Origin of the sequence: Bacillus sp. P14.5, assembly GCF_003316765.1 — a bacterium.
Lineage (GTDB): Bacteria > Bacillota > Bacilli > Bacillales > Bacillaceae_B > Rossellomorea.
Genome location: NZ_NIJF01000073.1, coordinates 153,595 through 174,010, shown reverse-complemented (window position 1 = coordinate 174,010; position 20,416 = coordinate 153,595). Strand labels below are relative to the sequence as shown.

Genomic DNA, 20,416 nt, shown 5'->3' with positions numbered 1-20,416 from the left:
CTTGGGAGACCCCAAGCTTTTTTTATTAAAAGTGCTGTTATTACGTCATCTTTTATTAAGTTTTTAATGCTTAGGTGTTCTAGGTGCAATGATTTCTCCGTTTTCCGATAAGGCTTTGAAATCATAATGAAAAATACTTCCTTCAGTCTTTAGGAGAAAAAAACGTCTTTCATTCAAATGGATAAAAGGGATCTTGGTATATTCTTTATCCGGAGTCTCAATTATAATTTTTTCTACATTGGGGTTGGAAATCATTCCAAAATAATAAGCCACTTTACCATTCGCTCCTGATGCTCCCCAACTAACCCCTTCATTTTCTGATTCTGGAGGATAATCAGCAGTAACCAGCACTCCCTCTTTCCTGTTATCATCAAATAGTTTCCACGAACCCAGCCAGATTTGTTTCAACTTAACTTAATGATTTCCTTAAAATATCTTGAAATCGAGTCTTTACGTATCGGGGGCACCGTTGTTGATTTTAAGTAAGAATTGTTTAATCATTTATAAAAGTACACTGAAAACGTTCAACTCCAGGATACTTTTCTCCTAAACTTGTTATTTTAAAGCCATAATTCTTATAGAAATTCACAGCATCACTATCGGTTTCAGCCAACACAGTAGCGAACGAATATTTATCTAATATGAAGTTAATCATTTTACTTCCTACGCTTTTGTTTCTATGTTTTGGCGATACTGCAATATGTTTTATCTCACACCGCCTTTGACTAAATAATTCAATGCCAATACAACCCACACTCTCATCGCCAAGAAAATAGCTATAAAGTTTTTTGGTTGGCAATTTTATATACGAATTATATTCTTGGTTAATGTTTTTTTCTGAGGTAGCAAATGATAAGAGGTTCCACATATTATGGTGAATTTCCATTGATTTTACTACTTCCACAAAGCCCCCCCTACTTAAATAACCTAATCTTTTAGAGAAGAAGCGATTGCCCGTATTGGACAAACGCCCCCAATTCTTGAAGACTCAGTTTCAAAGTATTAACCATAGGTTATTTTTAGTGACATCATTATTTTAAGTCTTTTTATTAATCATCAAGCATGGATGCTGCTTTTTCAAATTCAGTTTGGCTCTCCTGAAACTTCTTTTCTTTTGGAGGAAACGATTTATCAAACTCATTCACTTCATCATCGTTAACTTCTAAGACATCAGAAAACCTCACATAACCAGATATACAATCCAACGCCCCTTCGTAAAGTGGTAATACCAACAATCCTTTATAAAATTTTTTATCAGGCATGGATATGTTGTAATTTTTACCCCCTATAAATCCATATGGCTCATAATGATACGGGTACCCTAGTGTGATAATAGCGCGATATCCCATTTCTTTTGCCGCTTGAATAGAATGAGTAATTAAATTTCTTCCGAGTCCTTTCCTATGGTATTCAGGAGAAATAAATACTGGTCCAAAACTAACTGTTTTATATTCTTTATTATCCTCGGATACTACCTTCGAATGAGTATAAAATATGCCACCTACAATATTACCTTCAACTTCAATCACAAAGGAAAGTTCTTTAATGAAATCTTCATGTGCTCTCATTTTGTGTATAACAAAATGTTCATGACATCCAGGAAAATATAAATTCCAAAAGGCTTCTCTAGCAATTTCTTCAACTACTCTGTAATCTTGTGGACTTTCATTTCTTATATTAATTTTCATATCCAATCCCCCTTTCCCTTCCCATTTCACTTAATCTAATTAATTATAGTATTGACAAGCTTTAGGTGCATCAATCAAATAATCCCTGGTTTTAAATACGGATATATCGTGTTCATTAGCAAAATCAATTAAGTCATGAAAATTTTTTCTGGATAGAAATTAACAAGCCTTAAATTAAGCCCTTTTTTCGTTTGTGCTACTACGCATTTCCTGCCCCAGCCAACACGCTTGAATTTCATAACAGCAATTTGATTAGACTTAATCTCTTTTCTGTAAACGTTCAACTCAAATATTATCATTTGAAAAGACAAAGTATCTTTTTCAATCAATAACTTAAATTGACTAAAATTAGCTGTAAGAACAAATATAAAATAAGGTATAAGAAAATAATACATATGTGGATAATCTCTATTTAAAAATAATGCCCAGATAGCAAACACAAGTAAAAATAATAAAAGCGTTCTATGTGTTTTAGCATTATAAAACAATTCCCCCCTAAGAGAATTACACTATTTTTTGCATTAACCTTCCTTTACTTGAACAAGGATCGGCTGTTTTAAACGCTCTCTTTAATCAAATCGTTCTTTACTCCGACCGTACTCTCTCTTCTTGAAAAAGAAGATAACAAGTATGCTAACCACTCCAGTTAAGTAGGAATAATCCTGGTTGCTTATGGCTTTAAAAGCAAGAAGTAATATGCAGCCTATTGAAAATACAGCAATTATCATCATTTTATTTCTTGTCAAAATCTTTCCTCCTTTGCTTCTCGCAACTGAAATAGAGGTATATACTAACCTCCCCCTTCTTGAACCATACACGGCAGTTTGTTCCGCAAACGCTTCTTATAACGGAACTACAGAGATAGCTGTATTTCCATTCTCTATTTTAAATTTCGTTTTAAGGTTCCGCTAAAATTCTGTTTATTTCTCATCAATCCGACACAGTTACCAAAAACAGCTCCCATAAAAAATATGTAGAAGGTGTTCCAATTGTATGAGCCATCTGCATAACCCGCTGCTAAAAAAATCAGCATCGATACCCCTAAGATGATTCCAGCGTATTTCAAACTCTCACGAAATTCCTTCACTGATTATTCCCCCTTTTTACCTTTTGACGAAAACCAAGCAATTAAGTCCGGTCCTGGGTAATTACGTTAATAATTAGACGATACTCATTTACTTAAGTTTCGAAAATCCTGTTTATTTCCCTGATTGAAGCTAACTTATCGCTTCTTTTCCAGATAAAGCAGATAAAAAATAGGATCGCAGTTAAGAGGAGCATATATGGAACTAATCCTAACAAAGATAAACCAATAGGTCCTAAGTTCACCTTAAAGCTCACCTCCGGATTTCCTTACTAAAGATATTCAATAAAAGTTAATTGGACGAAGAACTCAACTGGCACTGTTTTTTAAATTTGGTTTTTATCTCTGATGTTTAATAGATCCATAATAACTGCCAGTAATAAAGAAACTCCTAACACAACCGACATTATGATAATGACAACTATATCTAAGATTGGTTGATAACCTTCCGAAATAAATGTCATTTTCAAATAAAACACAGCGATACTAATTGCAGAAGCGATTGATGGTATGTATTTATTAAAATTCTTTGATCTATTTCTTCCAAAGCTATAAATTAAAAGCGAAACAAACGTAATAATCACCATAGCAATTATAAAGGTGAGATAAGCATTCATGATAACTACCTCCTGATAATGAGAACTCAATTTTCATAATTGTTAGTATATTTTACCATGTAAATTACCAAAACCCTTATCTTCTTGGAACAAAATCTTACCGTAAAAAAGCACCCAAAATCGCACGGCGACAATATCTATTGCCAAGCCGTCGTTCAGGGTGCTATCTGCTATGCTATTTTACACTGTTTTTCCACTATTCAGGTGTACCATCGGATATTGATGGTCACTCCCACTTAAACACATAACTGGCAAGCAGAAATCCGCCGACCAGCCACACGCCCAGAATCAGCGTTTCCGTCCCCAGCTCCAAAAACGGTGTTCCCAGATTCATTGTCTCCCGCAGAGCTGAGCTTAGATGGGCAATGGGAAGGATGTTAACAACCGGCTGAACGATTTCCGGCATGTCACTGACTGGAAAAAACACTCCGCCCAGGAACAATAGGGGAAACGTAACAAATGCAGCAATCGGGCCTGCGCTTTCAGGGTTTTTGGCCAAACCGGCAATGACGAAGCCAAGTGACATAAAGGTCAGGGTTCCGAGTACGATGAAGAAAATAAGTGCGAGCCAGGAGCCTGCGACATTTATGCCGAAGATGAGATTGGCGATGAGGACGACCAGCAGTGCCTGCGTCCCATTCAGCATCAGCCTGGCTGAGATTTGCGCCGCAATGAAAGTCGAAGCTTTTAGCCTTGTCCCCTGCATCCTGCGAAGAATCCCTCTCTCACGCCACGCTGAGATTTGGCCTGCAACGCCATTCATATTGTTGTTCAAAATCATCAACGCGACAATCCCCGGCACAAGGAAATCGACGTAACGGAGATTCAAAGCCTCAATGCCTACCTTTTCAACGGTCACGAGTGGTTGATAATCCACAAGGTCTTTGCTGTATTGATCAATAATTCCATTTATAACCGTGAGGCCGAGCTCGGCGTTTTCGAGGTTTTTTTCATTATAATAAACCGGAAGCGAGAAGGCTGGATTCTCTCCCTTCAGATTCTCTCCATATCCTGCTGGTATCTCAATAAGAAGCTGGATATCCCCGTTCTCAACAGCCTTTTTACCTGCTTTTACCGTTTCGAAGCTTTCTGTTTCAACGCTCTCATTCTCGTGAAATCGGTCCTTTAAGTCTTTGGATGCAGCGGTTTGATCGAGATCTGCCACCCCGGCGGACAAAGAAACAGAATTTTCTTTTCCAACAAGCGAACCCAGCGCCAGCATTAAGATGATGGGAAAAAGCAACGTGAAGAGCAGCACCTGCTTATTTCGTGCAAAAATACGGAGCTGCGCCAATGTTAACTGCCAATATGCTCTCATGATTCTCTGATGCTCCTTCCTGTCATATGGATAAAGACATCTTCCAAAGTCGCCAAGCGCGTTTGAAGATCCTCAAATTTAAATTGATGCTGCTCGGACGCATGAATCAGGGAGGTCAAGGCCAGCTGCAGATCGTCCGTATACAGCTGGACAAAGGTATCTTTGATGGACACCTCGTCGACTCCCTCCATCGCCATGAACCAATCTTTTTCAGGAGGGTTGCTGGAGTGAAATTCCACCGTGCTGGTCGACTGCAATTTTTTCACCAGGTTAGTTGGTGTATCGAGAGCGATCAACTCTCCTTGATCCATGATGCCGATGCGGTCGCAGAGCACATGGGCTTCATCCATGTAATGAGTTGAAAGAATCACTGTTTTCCCCCGCTCCTTTAAATGCAGTACAATATCCCATAGAGTTCTCCTCGCTTGTGGATCGAGACCGGTCGTCGGTTCATCAAGAAACACGATTTCCGGATCATGAATCAGAGCCAGAGCAATTGCGAGACGCTGTTTTTGCCCGCCAGAAAGGCCTTTGATCCGGTCCTTCCTCTTTTCAGTCAGAAGCATATCCTCTATTAATTCGTTGATGTTGACGTTATTCGGATAAAAGCTGGCGTATAAGTGCAGAATTTCGTCTACCTTCAATAATTCGAATAAGGAGGTGGACTGAAGCTGGACACCAATCACCTCTTTGACCTTGTTCACTTCTTTTCGGACATCGAACCCTGCCAATACCGCTGTTCCTTCGTCAGGCTTGCGAAGACCGACCAGCATTTCAATCGTCGTTGTCTTCCCGGCCCCATTGGGTCCAAGCAGGCCGAATATTTCTCCTTTATTCACTTGAAAAGCCACTTCATTTACAGCCGTCATGGAGCCGTAGCGTTTCACAAGATTTTGGACATCTACCATTACTTCATTATTCATAACAAACCTCCGTAGTAATGCAGTTGAGTTATTCATAAAGCTTTTTCGATCGCTATTTTTGTAGAATATGGTGCTGTCGCCTGGTGAGAAAATAAGGGAAGTTTGTTCCGCTATTTGCAGATTCACTCTCATTTCAGGGTAAATAAGGGAAGTTTTTTCCCTTACTTAAAGGATAGTACCTATTATTCTAGTGATTTGAGTGCAATAAGGGAAATTTCTTCTCTTATTTAAGCTTTTTTCGAGTCTTTTAAGTGAATAAGGGAAATTTGTTCCCCTATTTAAAAAGCAGAAGCGCACGGGTTACCCCGCCTGGCAAATATTCCTGAGAAAAAGCGGTCTCTCCTTTTTATAACTGCAAAAGGTCAAGAAAAAAGCAGCCTCTCATAAGCTGCTTTCCTCTAATTATACGCGATGGTGATCGGCCTTCCAATTTTGGACTGCTTTCTTAATCTCACCTGGAGAAAGGTCCTCCGCTACGGTACGGTCCACTAGTTCAGGGTACTCCGCGTCATCCGCAAAACGCAGTGCTATCACCTGCTTCAATGAGAGCCTTGAATCTAATAGATTCCCAGTCAGTCGATAATACCGGAAGTTCTCTTCTCCACGAATGATCCGATCCTGAAGCTTCAAGGCATACCCTCTCAGCCTTACTGTCACAAACAAAAAATCAGTGCAAATAATACTACGATGACACTCAGCAGCCACTGGTCCCTCACGTTTTGGAAAAAGAACACAGTGGATAAAATGAACGCAATAAGCGAAAGCAGGCCGATACCTCCTATAAATATCGGGTCTGCCTGTGTATGATTCTTATAATCTTGTTTAATTGTCATTACCCCCAGTCTGTTTAGTTTATTATAGCTTTTCTGGTATTATCCCTCCAATTAAAAAGAAGCGTCACTGCATTAAAGCACGAAAAGGGTCAGTCCCTCTTCGCGCTTTAAAGTACTACAGCAGATGATACAACTGGTCCTTACAGTTCATTTACAAAACATCCCAACTGTCCTATACTTACTAAAAAAGCGAGGTGTTCGGTTTTGGCAATTATCACGGTAGACTTCGATGGTACGCTCTATCAGGGAAATTCCTTCAAGGCCATGTTTTCAGTCGGAAAAGAAACATTCACCGCAAAGCAATGGGCCATTGTGGCGGCAGGATTAGCGAAAGCATCTGCCGGCGGCTTATTGAAAGGAAAGAACAAATTCCGCCATGATTTTTTCAGGGCATTCGCCAAGACATTCAAAGGCAAAACTCCGGAAGAATTGGATCTCTTTTTCCAGGAACTAGTCAACCACGGTAAAGAGGAAGTTCACCACACCCTTGTCAGCAGAATCCATGATCACCAGAAAAATGGAGACACGGTCATTGTCCTATCCGGCGCACTTCAGCCATTCCTTAATGCTTTCATCAATCATCTCCAGCTAACCAATGTCCATGTGCTCAGCACAGAATTGCAGTTCGACCACAACGGCCAGTGCACCGGCGAAATCGGACAAATAGTCAACGGTGATGTAAAAGTAGCCAAATTACAGGAATGGATGAACCAGCAGCACCTGACAGAAAATCCACCTAAAGAAATCTGGGCATACGCAGACAGCGAAAGCGATATTCCACTGCTCCACTATGTAAGCAATCCGGTTTTGGTCAATCCTAAAGAAGGCATGGTCAAAGTTGCCGAGGAGAATAAGTGGGCTATATTTGCTTCATGATAAAACTATAGGTTCAATAGAAAGCATCACTCCTTCTATTGAACCTATTTTTGTTTTGTGGACTTGGGGTCTCTAGAAGCTTCCTTGAGACCTCTTCACTGTCATTTTCAATTCCTTTGGGTCCCTAAAAGCTTCCTTGAGACCTCTTCTCCGCATTTTCCATCGTCCTTGGGTCTCTAGACGCTTCCTTGAGGCCTCATAACTGTCTTTTCCAATATCTTTGGGTCTCTAAAAGCTCCCTTAACACCTCTTCTCCGCATTTTCCATCATCCTCGGGTGCCTAGAAGCTCCCTAGAGACCTCTTCTCCGCATTTTCCATCTTCCTCGGGTCTCTAGAAGCTCCCTTGACACCTCTTCTTCGCATTTCCATCATCCTCGGGTCTCTAGAAGCTTCCTTGAGACCTCTTCTTCGCATTTTCCACCATCCTTGGGTCCCTAGAAGCTTCCTAGAGACCTCTTCTCCGCATTTTTCATCATCCTTGGGTCCTTAAAAGCTTCCTTGACGCCTCTTCTCCGCATCTTCCATTATCCTCAGGTCTCTAGAACCTCCCTTGAAACCTCTTCTTCGCATTTTCCATCATCCTCGGGTCTCTACAAGCTTCCTTGACGCCTCTTCTCCGCATTTTCCATCATCCTCGGGTCTCTAGAAGCCTCCTTGAGACCTCTTAGCCTACCAACACCCTAAGCAAGCAGGTACAGGTCACTTCCAATACAAGTAAATGCCCGCATCACCATCTTCTGCTATACTTCAAGAATACCTTTCCTAACAAATAAGACTTTTCGAGGTGTTCTACATGATTAGTGCAACTGGCTGGGTGACTTTTTCCTTCACTCCCAAAGCCGTTAAAAATTACAAACCTAAAGCAATCAAGACCATAAATGGTTTCAGCAAAAACGGCAACAAATTTGACGTTCAGACTGTCTCCCCGCCTTTCGACCGCGAAGGTGACATCGCCCTGCAGGTCAAATGCAATTTCGATATTTATATAAAAGAACGTTACGGGTTCCGGGAAGGCACTGATTACATCCCCGTGGTTGGTGAGGAACTGCAGGAAATGCTGCCTATGCAAGGGGTGCCGATTACTCAGATTACCAATATACAAAGAGTATAAAAAATACTTCAACGAATTAAAGCGCGAAAAGGGACAGTCCCTCTTCGCGCTTTAAGTGTTGAAGCAAGGTCTTATTAATATCGCCCTATCAACTCATGCTGCGAGGCCGTCAGCAAATCCCTGAACACCCGGTTGAAAGGCTTGTCCCGATCTGAAGCATACATTCCCAGGTAAGGATACAATGCAAAAGCAGCCTCCCTTACACCCTGAGCAGTATGCACGCAAATCTCACTCACTTCATCATACTGGCCCTGACCCGATTCCCCTTCTATGTGCAGACCCCAGTTACCATCAATTGTACTAAAAAAAGTTCTTCTTAAAACTTCCAATCTTTCAACCTGTTCATCCAGCACATTCCGCAGAACCGGCTTTTTAGCAGACCCTTCCGATAAACAAGCATAGTAATGTTGTGCTTCCTCCATGACCCGCAATCCCAGGCCCAGCATAACTGCTGTAAAAGAAGCCTGGGCGAAAGGCATGAATGGGTAGCTGAAAACAGGCTCATCCACAGCCCCATTCGTTTCAAAGATGGAAAACGTCCGCTCTTCAGGAACAAACACATTTTCCACCTTGATTGAGTGGCTTCCGGTTGCCTTTAACCCAAAGGTATTCCAATCTTTTAAAATCTCTATCTGTTTCTCTGTAAAAGCAAAAGATGTTATCTCCGGTTCATCAGCAGCGCCATTTTCAATCGCAGCATTAGCGGTAAAAGTGGTCGCAAACTCAGCACCTGAACAGTACTTCCATTGACCCGTCACACGATATCCGCCTTCACACTTCACCGCTTTTCCCGTTGGAGCACCGCTGCCTGCAATGACTGCCTTCTTTGGTAAAAAAATATCATCCAGGACCTGCTCCTTCATATTCCCAGAAAAAAATCCGCCTCCGGAACCTATCGTCACCAGCCAGCCAAAGCTGCCGTTAATAGAAGAAGCCTCTTCAAAAATACGAACGCTTTCTGGAAGAGAGGTCATCCGGCCGCCAAACCTCTCAGGCACAAATATCTTGAACAACCGCTTATCATAAATGATATCAAGTAGTTCTTCCGGAAAAACTTCCTCCAACTCCATCACCTTCTCATTTGAGCGGATTCTCTCCATCTCTTGTTCTGTGAATTCCTTCAACTAAATCACCTCGAGCTTTCTTCATTTAGCTTTTTTACAAGAATATCTTTATGCTCCGGGGTTAACTCAAACAATTTGAACTCCCCGATCTTAATTAAATGCAAAATCTCTTTTTGTTCCTTCCAAGCTAAATCATAAAGCTTTTGATCAATCTTTCCCAGTGAAAACGCCTCTTCCAGTTCATCCATATCTTTTTCAATCACTCTGCCTGACGGAAGCACAATCAGGTCCAGATACAAATCCTCCATCCAGGGAACCTCATCCTCAAAATGATTTTTTGCACATATATCGATGTACCACTGAACGACTTCACCCTTTTCATTGAACATCGTCGTCACCACATGGTTCTTTCCCTCAGGGAACTGATGCAGCCACATATACCCGTCATCGACAATGCAATGATTTTGGCCGCCGTACCCCACCATCAAAGGGTGAGCAACCTTTATTGTATGCAATAAGGTGATTGCCCCTCTGAATGACTCAGTTTTCAAAAAGGACTGGGCATACTGCCTTTCCAAAATCCGTTTCCACCCTTGGCGATTTCCATATTTTCTCTTCAGGACTTCCAACTCCCTTAAAAATTCCGTTCATTTTATGGTAAAATTATACCAAATTAGTTGGAATAGTCTAATATTTATATTTCTGGCTTGAGAAAGGAGCAAAATGGCTTGCTGTTTGTAAATATATTAATCGTCTATCTGATCCTTGTCCCTCTGGCCGTCCTGCTTCATGAAATCGGACACGCCCTCGGAGCTGTTTTGTTCACAAAACAGACCCGGGCCCATGTGTATCTTGGACCGCATGTTCCCGAAAACGCGGCCCAGGAGAAGAGGCCTTGCCGGCACGCCGACCGATGGACTCAGGATCAAGCGCGTATGGCAGAAGCTGAGTGAGGAAAGAAAGCAGCGAAGAAAGGCAGTTTGAGCCAAGATAAAAGAAGGGGCCTTTTCGGTTGAGAGGGAATAACAAAAAAATCGCCAGGAAATTTGCGATGCAATTCTCATAGCTTTAGTTATTGCCTTCATCTCTTATTTCAACTCAAAAATTGAAGTTGATTTTATTGAAATTAACAGGATTTATAATGTTGATTGGAGCACACTACCACTTCATAAAGTAATGTCCTTCGGCGGCAGAGGAAAAATGGGTTCTCAAACACCTGAAATACCACCCGATGAACATATACATTATAAGATGCACAAAGAATATGAATGGTGTAGGTCAGATTATATGTGGGCAAAGATGGTTATTCAGTAGATTAAAAGGCAGTGATTTTTTTGAACGTGGATACGAATATGAATGATAACTTGTTACCCGTAGTTTTATTAGGCTTTTTACCTTTTTTAATAATTATTTTATTGGTTTTACTATTGTTACTATATTACAAAAAAGTAAAGTACCTCTGTACAAGGAAAAGATAGTTCAGTTTGATAAAGAAGCTCGTTTTGGGGATAGTAACTGTAAAATTCAAAACGAGGTGAATTAATATAATTAAACAATGCTTGATTTTATTTGGACTAATAACTGTTTTAATCCCGCAGCAAAGTATTTTAGCAGAGTCAGCTCCAAAATCAGAAGATATGTATGTCACAACAGAAGACATTGTTAGGGACCTCATTATGCCTACTATTGATAAGAGAGTAATAAAAGAATACCAAGGTGGACCTCTTCTTTACTGGAAAGCGCAAAAAATTGTCGGAATAACCTACAATGATAATCATTCATATGATGTTGCTGTGAGGATTAATATTCCTTCCGACAACGGTAATGCGAAAGAAGATTTAGTTACAGTGAGAGTGTCTCCCTCCTGTGACAGCGGAAAAATTAATAAGCAGAAATGTAACCACGATTTCAAAATAGAGGTCGTCGAATACAAACACCTTTCTAAATAACACTATCCCCTGTCTCCAACTAAAGGGTGCTTAACGGAACAAGAAAATAGTATAAAAATAAAACCCCAGAGACATTTGCTCTGGGATTTTCACTGTTAAATATGGTGTTATTGATGTTACTTTTTCTGCTTCTAAGTAGGGTTCGGTTAAGGTTTTCACTCCCTTAACCGAACCTCTTACTTATTTAGGAGAAGGGAACCTTTTCAACACTTATTCAAACGCCGGAATCGCCTGCTTCTTATACAATTTTATCCTGCTGTAATTCACTTCTAATCTTCAGAAAATCAGTAATATCGTCCAGATTCTTTACTTTTTCATAGATCGCCTGCTTTTTTCTTAAATCCTGTTCTATCGTCATAAGGATGCTTTGTTTCAGATAGTTCTTTAAGATTTCTTTGAGTTCTTTTGTCTCTAACGTACACTCTTGATCAATGGCAAAGTTATAAACAATTGTCCTATTCTTATCGATTTTTAACAGCGTGGTGCTGCCTGATATCTCCTGGGGAGATCCTGAATGTAATACTTCATCAATTTTATCTGTATACTCCTGGATATTAGTAAGATTAAGATCGATAATCATCAAGTCCTCCAGAATGGCTAACTCCTCGGCCATCTCCAAATAGGGAATCCCTGCTTGGGTCACTTTAACCGGATATGTGCTTTTCATACAGATCTCCCCTTATGCTTGGTATTTAGGATAGGCCGTGACTATTTTACCGGAATCAGCGTTGTCATCGTAACATGCTATAAGTATATGTAAAATAATAGGAGTAATCAATATTCTAAAAAAGGAACATGCTGCCCCAGTTCATTAGGCACTAAAAAAGACCAACCCCAGAGGAATTGGTCCTTTTTTGTTATTCAAACGCCGGAATCGCCGTTTCATCGTAATTTTCTTCTAAAAACGTTCGTACTTCTTCACTTGTCATCGCTTCAGCGAGCTTTTGGATCGGCTCGGAATCGACATTATCTTCACGTGCCACCAATGTGATCGCAAAGTCATTTTCAACGCCTTCTGTCAGAAGACCGTCACTTTTTGGAGTCAACCCAAGCGGTGACGCATAAGCCGGTGTCATGACGACAGCATCGGCGTCATCGTACATTCTCGCCAGCATCAGCAAGTCAACTTCCTTGAACTCATAGTTCTTCGGATTTTCAATGATATCCGCTTGAGTGTAGTAGACATCTTCTTTTTCCTTCAATGTAATTACATCATGCTGCGCCAAAAGGGACAGGGAACGGTCGATATTTGAAACGTCATTGGCTATCGCAATGACAGAACCTTCAGGCAGTTCTTCCATGGAAGAGAATTCTTTGGAATACACACCGTAGTTGGCAAAATAGATCGGTGTAACCGGCACAAGGTTTGCGTCATTGCTGCGATTGTATTCTTCCATGTACGGAACATGCTGGAAGAAGTTCGCATCGACTTCTTCTGCTGCCAGCGCCGTGTTTGGCTGGACATTATCTCCAAGGACCACCATTTCAAGGTTGATGTTATCTTCGGCAAGCTTAGGTTTTACAAGCTCAACGATTTCAGTCATTGGCGGGATCAGAGAAGCTACTTTCAGGGTTACTTCTTCCCCTTCTTGCTCTTTTGGTTCTGAGGCGTTTTCTTCGTTATTTCCTTCGTTGTTTTGTCCGCAGCCGGCTAGGACGAATAGCAATGCCGCTGCTAGTAAAAGTAATTTTTTCATGAGTTTTTCCTCCTGGTGTTTACTTAAAAATGTTTGATTTTTGCGGGACTTGGTGCTGGAGCCAGTCGCGCGCTAGAGTGCAGTGAAGATCCCTAAATGGCAATAACCAGCGGTCTAAAATAAGGGGAATTTTTACCGCTATTAGTAGATTAGAGCTCATTTTACGGGTAAATAAGGGGAGTTTTTCCCCTTAAGTGAAGAAATAACCCCTAATTTCCAGTGTTTTGAGTCAAATAAGGGGAAATTCTCCCTCTATTTAAGCTAGTTTTGGTGCTATTTTAAAAATAAGGGGAATTTTTCCCTCTATTATTTGCTAACGCACCCAACCTGAACCCCTGCCCCATGCTCCTCCTACCTCTTATCAATCAACCGGGCCACCGTCGTTCCGGCGAATTGGATGAGCTGGACAAAGATGATCATGATGATGATCATGTACATCATCAGGTCGGTTTTGAACTGCTGGTAGCCGTAGCGGATCGCGAAGTCACCGATTCCGCCCCCGCCGACGACTCCCATGATGGTGGAGTAGGAAATGAAGCTGATGATAGACGTGGTCAATCCGAGGACAAGTCCGGACCTGGCTTCGACGTATACGAATTTGAACACAACTTCCTTCACGGACGCCCCCATGGAAATGGCGGCTTCCATTACCCCTCTTGGCACGTCCAGCAAAGACTGCTCGACCAGCCGTGAATAATGGGCAACCGCAATGATCGCCAACGGGACGGTCGCAGCCGCTGTACCAATGGCCGTTCCGATGATGAGCCTTGTAAACGGGATCAAGAAAACCACTAATAATAAAAACGGGAAGGAGCGAATGATATTGACCAATAAATTCACAATCGAAAATACCAGCTGGTTCTCGAGCATATTGCCCTTTCTGGTCAGAAACAGCAGCGTTCCGACGGGAAGTCCCAGCAGAACGGCAGCAAGGATAGAAAAGCCGACCATGATAAAGGTCTGTCCGATAGACCGCCAAATTTCAGCTTCATATTGAACTAAAACATCAAGCATCTATCACACATCCTTTTTCAGCTGCTCAATAAAGTAATCCGGGCTGTCATCCCTGGCTTCAATGCCTCTTGGATTAGAGTCAACCGTATCGTAGATTTCCCCGCCTGCCATCACGGTTACACGATTGCAGATGCTCTTGATCACATCCATCTCATGGCTGACAATCACAATCGTCACGCCGAGGCTTCGATTGATATTTTCTAAAACACCCAATATATCGGACGTTGTGTTCGGATCGAGAGAAGAAGTCGGCTCATCGCACAGCAGCACCTGAGGCTTATTCGCCAATGCCCGGGCAATCGCCACACGCTGCTTCTGACCGCCGCTCAACTGTGCAGGATACTTCTCCACAAAGCTCGCCAATCCAACAAACCGAAGGCATTCCATCACACGGGCCCGGCGTTCTCTCTTTGGAAAATTCGCCAGTTGAAGTGACACCACCACATTCTCATACACCGTTTTATTGGCCACGAGATTAAAGTGCTGAAAAATCATCCCGATCGATTTCCGGGCTTCCCGAAGCTTCCGGCTGTTCATCTTCGTCAGGAATTGCCCATTCACTTCGACTTCCCCTTCATCAGGGGTTTCCAGCAAGTTCATCAGCCTGAGCAAGGTTGACTTCCCCGCCCCGCTGGCTCCGATGATTCCGTGGATTTCTCCTTTATGTATGGTCAGTGAAACCGATTTTATAGCTTGATAGCGCGAAAAACTTTTTGTCACATCATGCAAAATGAGCATACAAAAAAACCACTTTCTTATGTGAAAGGTAAATTTCAGACGCATTCAATTATAGCTTAATCCACAAGGGATGTCAGGTTAACCGTTCTTTTCTATTTATTGAGAAAATAGAGAATTCTTAAGCCTTCTATGCTTTGGTAAGACCGCCTTAAGAGATGCGGTTCCTTTTTTTACTTACCAAACACTCTCGGCCGCGTTGAACGGTTATCCAACATCAAATCATCCTTTTGATACTACAGCAGCAACGCTACCTTTTACTCAACAAATCATAGCAGGCTTCTTCAAAACAAGAGGCCGACCTTTCCAAAGTCCACTCTGAAGCATCTTGTTTCCCTTGTGCCGCAAGCTTCTTCCTGAGATTAGGGTTTTCTATTAGCTTGATAATATCAGAAGCCAGTTTGTTTTCATGGCGGTAAGAAAGTAAGCTGTTATGTCCGTTGCGGCAGTAATCAACGTTTCCACCGGCATAGACAGCAGCTAGGGCGGCACCGCATTTCATTGCTTCCAGACCTGGCATTTGAGCGGATTCAAATACAGAGGAGGTGACAAATATATCGGAAAGGCTGTATGCCTGGCTCAACACTTCATCATTGGCAGGGATAATGAGATGAAATTTTTTCTCATTGTTTATTTTTTGAAGACTCGGCGAGGCTGCGACCTCATTAGGCGGGCTTATTATATTGTATTGATGTTGTGGATAAAGCGACTTCACCTTCAGAAGTTCTGACATTAAATAATCCTGATCGCGCTGCCACGCCGCTCCTCCTTCTGTCCGCCTCATTATGGCGGATATATGCAGATTCTTATTGTTCTGCCGGATATGCTTGTCTTCAAAAACAGGATTCACATAAATAGGAACGATTTCTCCCTTAATTCCATGAAGCAGGGATATGAGATTTTGTTGATGACTTGATAAAACAAGCAAGTTAGGCGCCTGATGATAAGAGTGGAAGGAAGAGGCTTGATCCGGAAAGAATATCGGCTCATAGCATAAACTGAAGCGGACATGCGCCCCTTTTCCTTTTAAGCTGGCAGTCACTGCAGAATTAACAGTTGTATAGAAATTGGAGACAATAATGTCGCTGTAGGGATAATCCTCCTCCGTCAGAACTCTATCATGCTTTCCACGTTTGATTTTAGATACAACTCCATACTCCACCTCGCCGTGCTTTGGCATCAAAATCGTGATATCATGCCCGCGGCGAGTGAGCTCATTTGTTATGTCAGCAAGCATCCTTTGCGCACCGCCCTTGCAAAGGGTCAGGATAGCAAACGTGATGCTCAATCTTTTTCTACCATTTGTCATGGCTGGGTATCTCTCCTTTTTGTAAAGGGTTGTTTTCACATATATTGCTGCCTTCGGGTATACCCGGATACTAAGTGTGAGCAGATTTTTTCTATCTGCTCAACAGAATTTCTCAGGGCAATCACAGCGTTATCTTACGAAATTCAAAATTAATAGCAACAAAGCTTGCGAAAAGAGACCTTTAAACTCTATTAAAAATTCAGTCCTTCTCTACACTATATTTTAAAATCAGCAGGATGTTATGGCGTTTGTCCGATACCTCCTAACTTTTTTAGTAGACTAAAAATGGCCCAGCGCAAAAGCACTGAGCCATTTTTCAGTTGTACACTACTGCCAGCCCCATGATTACGGCTAACAAAATATATGGAATGGGAATTAACAGGACCATTTAAAAAAAGCCGCTGACGGCATGGTCCTGCCTTCTCTTCCTTACCAAGTAAATAATGTTTGACAGTGTTAACAAACCCCATATCTGAAGGGTGATGAACAGCGTGTCCCGGCTGTAAGTCGTTTGGTCCCATGTCAGGAGGATTCCTAAAAACATGGCAAATAAAAATAAAAGGTAGAGGAATAAGAGTTTTACTTAAATAGTTTTGGAGCATGACAGCCTGCCTCCTATTCTCCTGCTCTTTCACACTGGTTTTGTTATTTGAAAAGTGATGGATTTCCACTCCCCCTGCCTAAAAGAAGAGGAAATTATTCCAAAAACAACAATCTACAAAGTCTGTTTTCTCATAATGAAGGAAGCCTTTCATTTATAACTATTATACCTTCCCTCCTCCACTAATCTGGACTATCCATAAACTCAGCATGAAGCTTTCCGGGCAATCTTTGCACAATGAAGGAAAACCTGCCCTCTTTCTTGAATGGATTATAGTAGACTAAATTAGATTATCGGCTAATTACCTTGCTTCAGTGTGGTTCTTGGCTTTTAGCATAGTGTTTTCCCGCTAATCACCATGCTTCAGAAAATTTTTTCGATTTTAGCATAGTGTTTACGGGGTAATCACCATGCTTCACTGTGGGTTTTTGACTTTTAGCAGGGTGTTTTCCCGCTAATCACTATGCTTCAGCGCGGTTTATGGACTTTTAGCAGGGTGTTTTCGGGCTAATCACCATGCTTCAGTGTGGGTTTTTGACTTTTAGCATGGTGCTTTCCGCTTAATCACCATGCTTCAGCGCGGTTTATGGACCTTTAGCAGGGTGTTTCCCCGCTAATCACCTTGCTTCAGTGTGGGTCTTTGACTTTTAGCATGGGGTTTCCCGACTAATCACCATGCTTCATCGCGGTTTCTGGACTTTTAGCATGGTGTTTTCGGGCTAATCACCATGCTTCAGTGTGGGTCTTTGACTTTTAGCATGGTGTTTTCCGACTAATCACCATGCTTCAGAGGATTTTTTAAAATAGAGTAGTTAGAGGGTGTTGCAGATCATAGGCTTCGATTTATATAAACCGACTACTTTACCGAATCCTTATATACAATAAACGGAGTACCTGCCGACACCGCTGCTTTCCTAAAGGAGGAAATACAATGCATACAGGAGCAACATTTCAAATTAGAGTAACGGACTATGAAAAAGGGATTCAATGGTACAAAGCACTATTCAATCGTGAGCCCGATTTCATTCCACACGAGGATTTCGCGGAGTGGGAAATTGTCAAAGGGGCATGGCTGCAGGTGGCAAAGGGAGAGCCTGCGATTGGCAGCGGTCCGCTGCGTCTGGGAGTTAGGGACATCGAAGCTGAGCGCACCCGGTTGATGGACGAGCTGAATATCACCATAGAAGAAATCAATACCCATGAAGGCGTACCGGCTGCCTGGTGTTCCTTTGAAGACCAGGATGGAAACAAGGTCGGTTTATTCCAGGAATTGAACGTTGAGAAAGCTTAACTGCAGGGAGTGATTTTTTTGAAAGAAAAAGACCAAAGCTGCCGCTTACAGACGAGGAAAAACGAGCACTTAGGAAAAGGAAGATTAAATTATGCGACTTCCACAAATTAGAATTAGATGAGATTCGTGATTCAATCGGTGTTTCGACTGAACGAGCGCAAGCCTTGAAAGGGTTGGCTGCTTTTCAGCAAGTGCCCTCTATTGGATATGAACTAGCTAATAAGTTAGTCACGCATCTTGGCTATTTTTCACTTCAGCAAATGAAGGATGAAAACTGGTGGGAGGTCTTTCATAACCTTGAGCTGGAGCTCGGCTGCTGGACGGATTCATGTGTGGAAGATCAAATAATGTGCGTCATTCATTATGCCAATCACCCTGACAGCAAGAAGCAATGGTTTGACTTTACTTCGGAAAGAAAATTATTCAGAGAGCAAAATGGTTATCCTGCTTCAAGGCCGACAATCGCCTGGCATGAATTATAAGAGTAGAGACTCACTAAATAAGCAGTTCAGTTTTTGAATACACTATGGCTTTTGCACCCTCACTATGAAAAGCAGGCGAAGTCGCTGGGATAATAATCACTATACATTATGGGGTGATTAAATTTGATCTTCGAAGAAATTGATATAATAAAACATCGGAATACAGCAGTTGCATTTCGAAAAGATTCATTTTATGTAAGTTTTGGAGAGACTACAGGGTTTGGTGAAGAAGATGAATACTTACAGTGGGTAGATGAAAAAGCCAGAATGTTTCCAGGAGGCTTTGTTTTAGCCAAAGAAGAAGGCAACTATATAGGACAATTGGAATTAACCATTCGTGAGTATGAAGGCACTGCCATTGGGTATGTAAATTTATATTATTTGGTGCCCGAAATGCGTGGCCGGGGTAAAGGAGAAGACTTACACAACTACGCTAAGCAATTCTTTAAAAAGAATAAAGTCAAAGAATATCATTTAAGAGTTTCCCCATCAAACAGCAATGCGATTAAGTTCTACCGCAAACTCGGAATGGAAGAAGCCGGCACAGAAGTAGATGGAAAAGTAATGAGAATGAAAGGTTATTTATAGCATTTCTTATTATGCTCAAGGCAACAGTGGCCCTCTCACTAAAAAGACACTAATGTCCTTTTGTTGATTTCTATTAATCCAGCAATGATGCCGTTTAACCCAAATTGGAATTAAAAAGGGCGATCACATTATGGAGTGACCGCCTTTGAAAGCTTTTCTCTTGAGATCAACTTCGAGAAGAAAACTGCCATTAAACATTGCGGTTTCCTTTTCTGTCTTGCAGACCAGCTCAAACGGCGGACTTCCTTCCCTGTTTAGACTCTTGATACATCAGATAGAGAAAATAGGGAGCACCTAATAACGACGTTACAATCCCCGCAGGAATCTCCAGGGGCCGAAACACACTTCGTCCAATAGTATCCGCAAGAAGCAATAGAACCGCCCCGACAAGAGCGGCGGCAGGCAAGATGTACCGGTGCTGCGATCCAACCAGCTGCCTCGTAATATGCGGGCTGATCAGTCCCACGAAACCAATCATCCCAACAGCGGCTACACTTGCCCCGGTCAGTAATGTACTAAATCCCAGCAGAGCAATTTTCATTTTCTCGACAGAGACACCAAGCCCGGCCGCTACCTGTCCTCCAAGCTTCAATGCATCAAGGGGACGAGTGAAGGCGAGCAGAACAAGGATAGCCCCTATAATGACTGGGACGGCTGTTTGGATTTGATCCCAGCTGCGGCCAAATAAGCTGCCATTTAACCAAAGTAAAGAGGTCTGAGCGTTCGCATTCATCTTTAAGAGGGCAAGCTCTACACCTGATCCACACAGCGCGCTGACAGAAACCCCGACCAGAGCAAGGCGGACAGGGTCAGCTCCGTCTTTATAGGCTAAAATATAAACTAAAAAAGCGGCTATAGACCCGCCGATAAAAGCAGCAAGACTGACAGAGAAAACTGACAGGGATGGGACGATACTGACGACAGCCAGTGCGGTTACAGCCGCCCCGCCGGAGACTCCAAGTGTATCCGGGGCCGCCAATGAGTTATTTAAGATTGTCTGCATAATGACCCCGGCGACAGCAAGCGCCCCGCCAATAAGGATTGCAAGCAGGATCCTCGGGGCACGGTAGTTGAAGACAATATAGCGCTCATTTACATCCCCCTGCCCTGTGAGCATTTGAATAATATCAAGGGGAGCGATAAAAATATCCCCTATACCAACATTGATGACCCCGAGAAAGAAGAGCACCACGGCTAAGATGGCAAGGATCATGTTCGGATGGCGTTTCATCATA

The 20,416-nt window shown here is 42.2% G+C and carries 25 protein-coding genes and 1 pseudogene; 7 read left to right on the top strand and 19 right to left on the bottom strand.

Features of this window, described 5'->3' with window-relative positions:
• Window positions 1–63 precede the first annotated feature (63 nt).
• The 10 genes and pseudogenes from B9Z54_RS13520 to B9Z54_RS25735 form a co-directional block, all read right to left on the bottom strand.
• The gene (locus B9Z54_RS13520; protein ID WP_113928903.1) at window positions 64–408 is read right to left on the bottom strand and encodes a hypothetical protein; all 345 of its coding nucleotides are present in this window, start codon (window positions 406–408) and stop codon (window positions 64–66) included.
• A gap of 85 nt (window positions 409–493) precedes the next feature.
• Window positions 494–904: a GNAT family N-acetyltransferase gene (locus tag B9Z54_RS13515; protein WP_113928902.1), complete on the bottom strand. Its 411-nt coding sequence runs from the start codon at window positions 902–904 to the stop codon at window positions 494–496.
• A gap of 145 nt (window positions 905–1,049) precedes the next feature.
• Complete coding sequence (locus B9Z54_RS13510) at window positions 1,050–1,688, bottom strand: GNAT family N-acetyltransferase (RefSeq protein WP_113928901.1); 639 nt, start codon at window positions 1,686–1,688, stop codon at window positions 1,050–1,052.
• A gap of 128 nt (window positions 1,689–1,816) precedes the next feature.
• The gene (locus tag B9Z54_RS13505) at window positions 1,817–2,176 is read right to left on the bottom strand and encodes a hypothetical protein (protein WP_113928900.1); all 360 of its coding nucleotides are present in this window, start codon (window positions 2,174–2,176) and stop codon (window positions 1,817–1,819) included.
• 81 nt (window positions 2,177–2,257) lie between these two features.
• Complete coding sequence (locus B9Z54_RS24865) at window positions 2,258–2,434, bottom strand: hypothetical protein (protein ID WP_162785210.1); 177 nt, start codon at window positions 2,432–2,434, stop codon at window positions 2,258–2,260.
• 134 nt (window positions 2,435–2,568) lie between these two features.
• On the bottom strand, window positions 2,569–2,775 hold the full coding sequence (locus tag B9Z54_RS13500) for a hypothetical protein (RefSeq protein WP_113928899.1): 207 nt from the start codon (window positions 2,773–2,775) through the stop codon (window positions 2,569–2,571).
• A 323-nt stretch (window positions 2,776–3,098) separates the two neighbouring features.
• Window positions 3,099–3,389, bottom strand: a complete 291-nt coding sequence (locus B9Z54_RS13495; protein ID WP_113928898.1) for a hypothetical protein — start codon at window positions 3,387–3,389, stop codon at window positions 3,099–3,101.
• 226 nt (window positions 3,390–3,615) lie between these two features.
• Window positions 3,616–4,707 carry an ABC transporter permease gene (locus B9Z54_RS13490; RefSeq protein ID WP_113928897.1) on the bottom strand — a complete coding sequence of 364 codons (1,092 nt, stop codon included), beginning with the start codon at window positions 4,705–4,707 and terminating at the stop codon, window positions 3,616–3,618.
• Complete coding sequence (locus B9Z54_RS13485; RefSeq protein WP_113928896.1) at window positions 4,704–5,630, bottom strand: ABC transporter ATP-binding protein; 927 nt, start codon at window positions 5,628–5,630, stop codon at window positions 4,704–4,706. Before B9Z54_RS13485 ends, B9Z54_RS13490 begins: the two co-directional genes overlap by 4 nt.
• 402 nt (window positions 5,631–6,032) lie before the next feature.
• A pseudogene (locus tag B9Z54_RS25735) lies at window positions 6,033–6,463 on the bottom strand (DUF6526 family protein).
• Window positions 6,464–6,667: 204 nt separating this feature from the next.
• Between B9Z54_RS25735 and B9Z54_RS13470 the strand changes: the two are divergent.
• Complete coding sequence (locus B9Z54_RS13470) at window positions 6,668–7,339, top strand: HAD family hydrolase (RefSeq protein ID WP_113928893.1); 672 nt, start codon at window positions 6,668–6,670, stop codon at window positions 7,337–7,339.
• A 794-nt stretch (window positions 7,340–8,133) separates the two neighbouring features.
• The gene (locus tag B9Z54_RS13465; protein WP_240189918.1) at window positions 8,134–8,451 is read left to right on the top strand and encodes an antA/AntB antirepressor family protein; all 318 of its coding nucleotides are present in this window, start codon (window positions 8,134–8,136) and stop codon (window positions 8,449–8,451) included.
• 74 nt (window positions 8,452–8,525) lie between these two features.
• Here the strand turns inward: B9Z54_RS13465 and B9Z54_RS13460 are convergent, their stop codons facing one another.
• Together B9Z54_RS13460 and B9Z54_RS13455 are read right to left on the bottom strand one after the other, a co-directional pair.
• Entirely contained in the window at window positions 8,526–9,575 is a 1,050-nt protein-coding gene (locus tag B9Z54_RS13460; RefSeq protein ID WP_113928891.1) for an acyl-CoA dehydrogenase family protein, read from the bottom strand.
• Window positions 9,576–9,580: 5 nt separating this feature from the next.
• A complete protein-coding gene (locus tag B9Z54_RS13455) occupies window positions 9,581–10,066 on the bottom strand; it encodes a ribonuclease FAU-1 family protein (protein ID WP_240189917.1) in 486 nt (161 codons plus the stop codon).
• 177 nt (window positions 10,067–10,243) lie between these two features.
• Between B9Z54_RS13455 and B9Z54_RS13450 the strand changes: the two genes are divergently transcribed.
• Both B9Z54_RS13450 and B9Z54_RS13445 read left to right on the top strand, forming a co-directional pair.
• Window positions 10,244–10,468 carry a hypothetical protein gene (locus B9Z54_RS13450; protein WP_113928889.1) on the top strand — a complete coding sequence of 75 codons (225 nt, stop codon included), beginning with the start codon at window positions 10,244–10,246 and terminating at the stop codon, window positions 10,466–10,468.
• Between the two features lie 606 nt (window positions 10,469–11,074).
• Complete coding sequence (locus B9Z54_RS13445) at window positions 11,075–11,464, top strand: hypothetical protein (protein ID WP_240189916.1); 390 nt, start codon at window positions 11,075–11,077, stop codon at window positions 11,462–11,464.
• 238 nt (window positions 11,465–11,702) lie between these two features.
• Here the strand turns inward: B9Z54_RS13445 and B9Z54_RS13440 are convergent, their stop codons facing one another.
• The 6 genes from B9Z54_RS13440 to B9Z54_RS13415 form a co-directional block, all read right to left on the bottom strand.
• Window positions 11,703–12,131, bottom strand: a complete 429-nt coding sequence (locus B9Z54_RS13440; RefSeq protein ID WP_113928887.1) for a hypothetical protein — start codon at window positions 12,129–12,131, stop codon at window positions 11,703–11,705.
• A 190-nt stretch (window positions 12,132–12,321) separates the two neighbouring features.
• Complete coding sequence (locus tag B9Z54_RS13435; protein WP_113928886.1) at window positions 12,322–13,161, bottom strand: MetQ/NlpA family ABC transporter substrate-binding protein; 840 nt, start codon at window positions 13,159–13,161, stop codon at window positions 12,322–12,324.
• A 351-nt stretch (window positions 13,162–13,512) separates the two neighbouring features.
• Window positions 13,513–14,175: a methionine ABC transporter permease gene (locus B9Z54_RS13430; protein WP_113928885.1), complete on the bottom strand. Its 663-nt coding sequence runs from the start codon at window positions 14,173–14,175 to the stop codon at window positions 13,513–13,515.
• Between the two features lie 3 nt (window positions 14,176–14,178).
• Window positions 14,179–14,913 (bottom strand): methionine ABC transporter ATP-binding protein, encoded by a 735-nt coding sequence (locus B9Z54_RS13425; protein WP_113928884.1) that lies wholly within the window; start codon window positions 14,911–14,913, stop codon window positions 14,179–14,181.
• Between the two features lie 247 nt (window positions 14,914–15,160).
• A complete protein-coding gene (locus tag B9Z54_RS13420; RefSeq protein ID WP_113928883.1) occupies window positions 15,161–16,219 on the bottom strand; it encodes a glycosyltransferase family 4 protein in 1,059 nt (352 codons plus the stop codon).
• Between the two features lie 239 nt (window positions 16,220–16,458).
• Window positions 16,459–16,821, bottom strand: a complete 363-nt coding sequence (locus tag B9Z54_RS13415) for a hypothetical protein (protein ID WP_113928882.1) — start codon at window positions 16,819–16,821, stop codon at window positions 16,459–16,461.
• A 930-nt stretch (window positions 16,822–17,751) separates the two neighbouring features.
• On the opposite strand from B9Z54_RS13415, the gene B9Z54_RS13410 reads away from it, so the two are divergent.
• From B9Z54_RS13410 to B9Z54_RS13400, 3 genes are all read left to right on the top strand, one after another.
• Window positions 17,752–18,111, top strand: coding sequence for a VOC family protein (locus B9Z54_RS13410; protein ID WP_113928881.1), 360 nt, complete (start codon window positions 17,752–17,754; stop codon window positions 18,109–18,111).
• A gap of 164 nt (window positions 18,112–18,275) precedes the next feature.
• The gene (locus B9Z54_RS13405; protein WP_240189915.1) at window positions 18,276–18,593 is read left to right on the top strand and encodes a helix-hairpin-helix domain-containing protein; all 318 of its coding nucleotides are present in this window, start codon (window positions 18,276–18,278) and stop codon (window positions 18,591–18,593) included.
• Window positions 18,594–18,716: 123 nt separating this feature from the next.
• Entirely contained in the window at window positions 18,717–19,181 is a 465-nt protein-coding gene (locus B9Z54_RS13400; RefSeq protein WP_113928879.1) for a GNAT family N-acetyltransferase, read from the top strand.
• A 229-nt stretch (window positions 19,182–19,410) separates the two neighbouring features.
• Here the strand turns inward: B9Z54_RS13400 and B9Z54_RS13395 are convergent, their stop codons facing one another.
• The gene (locus tag B9Z54_RS13395) at window positions 19,411–20,415 is read right to left on the bottom strand and encodes a FecCD family ABC transporter permease (RefSeq protein ID WP_113928878.1); all 1,005 of its coding nucleotides are present in this window, start codon (window positions 20,413–20,415) and stop codon (window positions 19,411–19,413) included.
• Between the last annotated feature and the right edge of the window lies 1 nt (window position 20,416).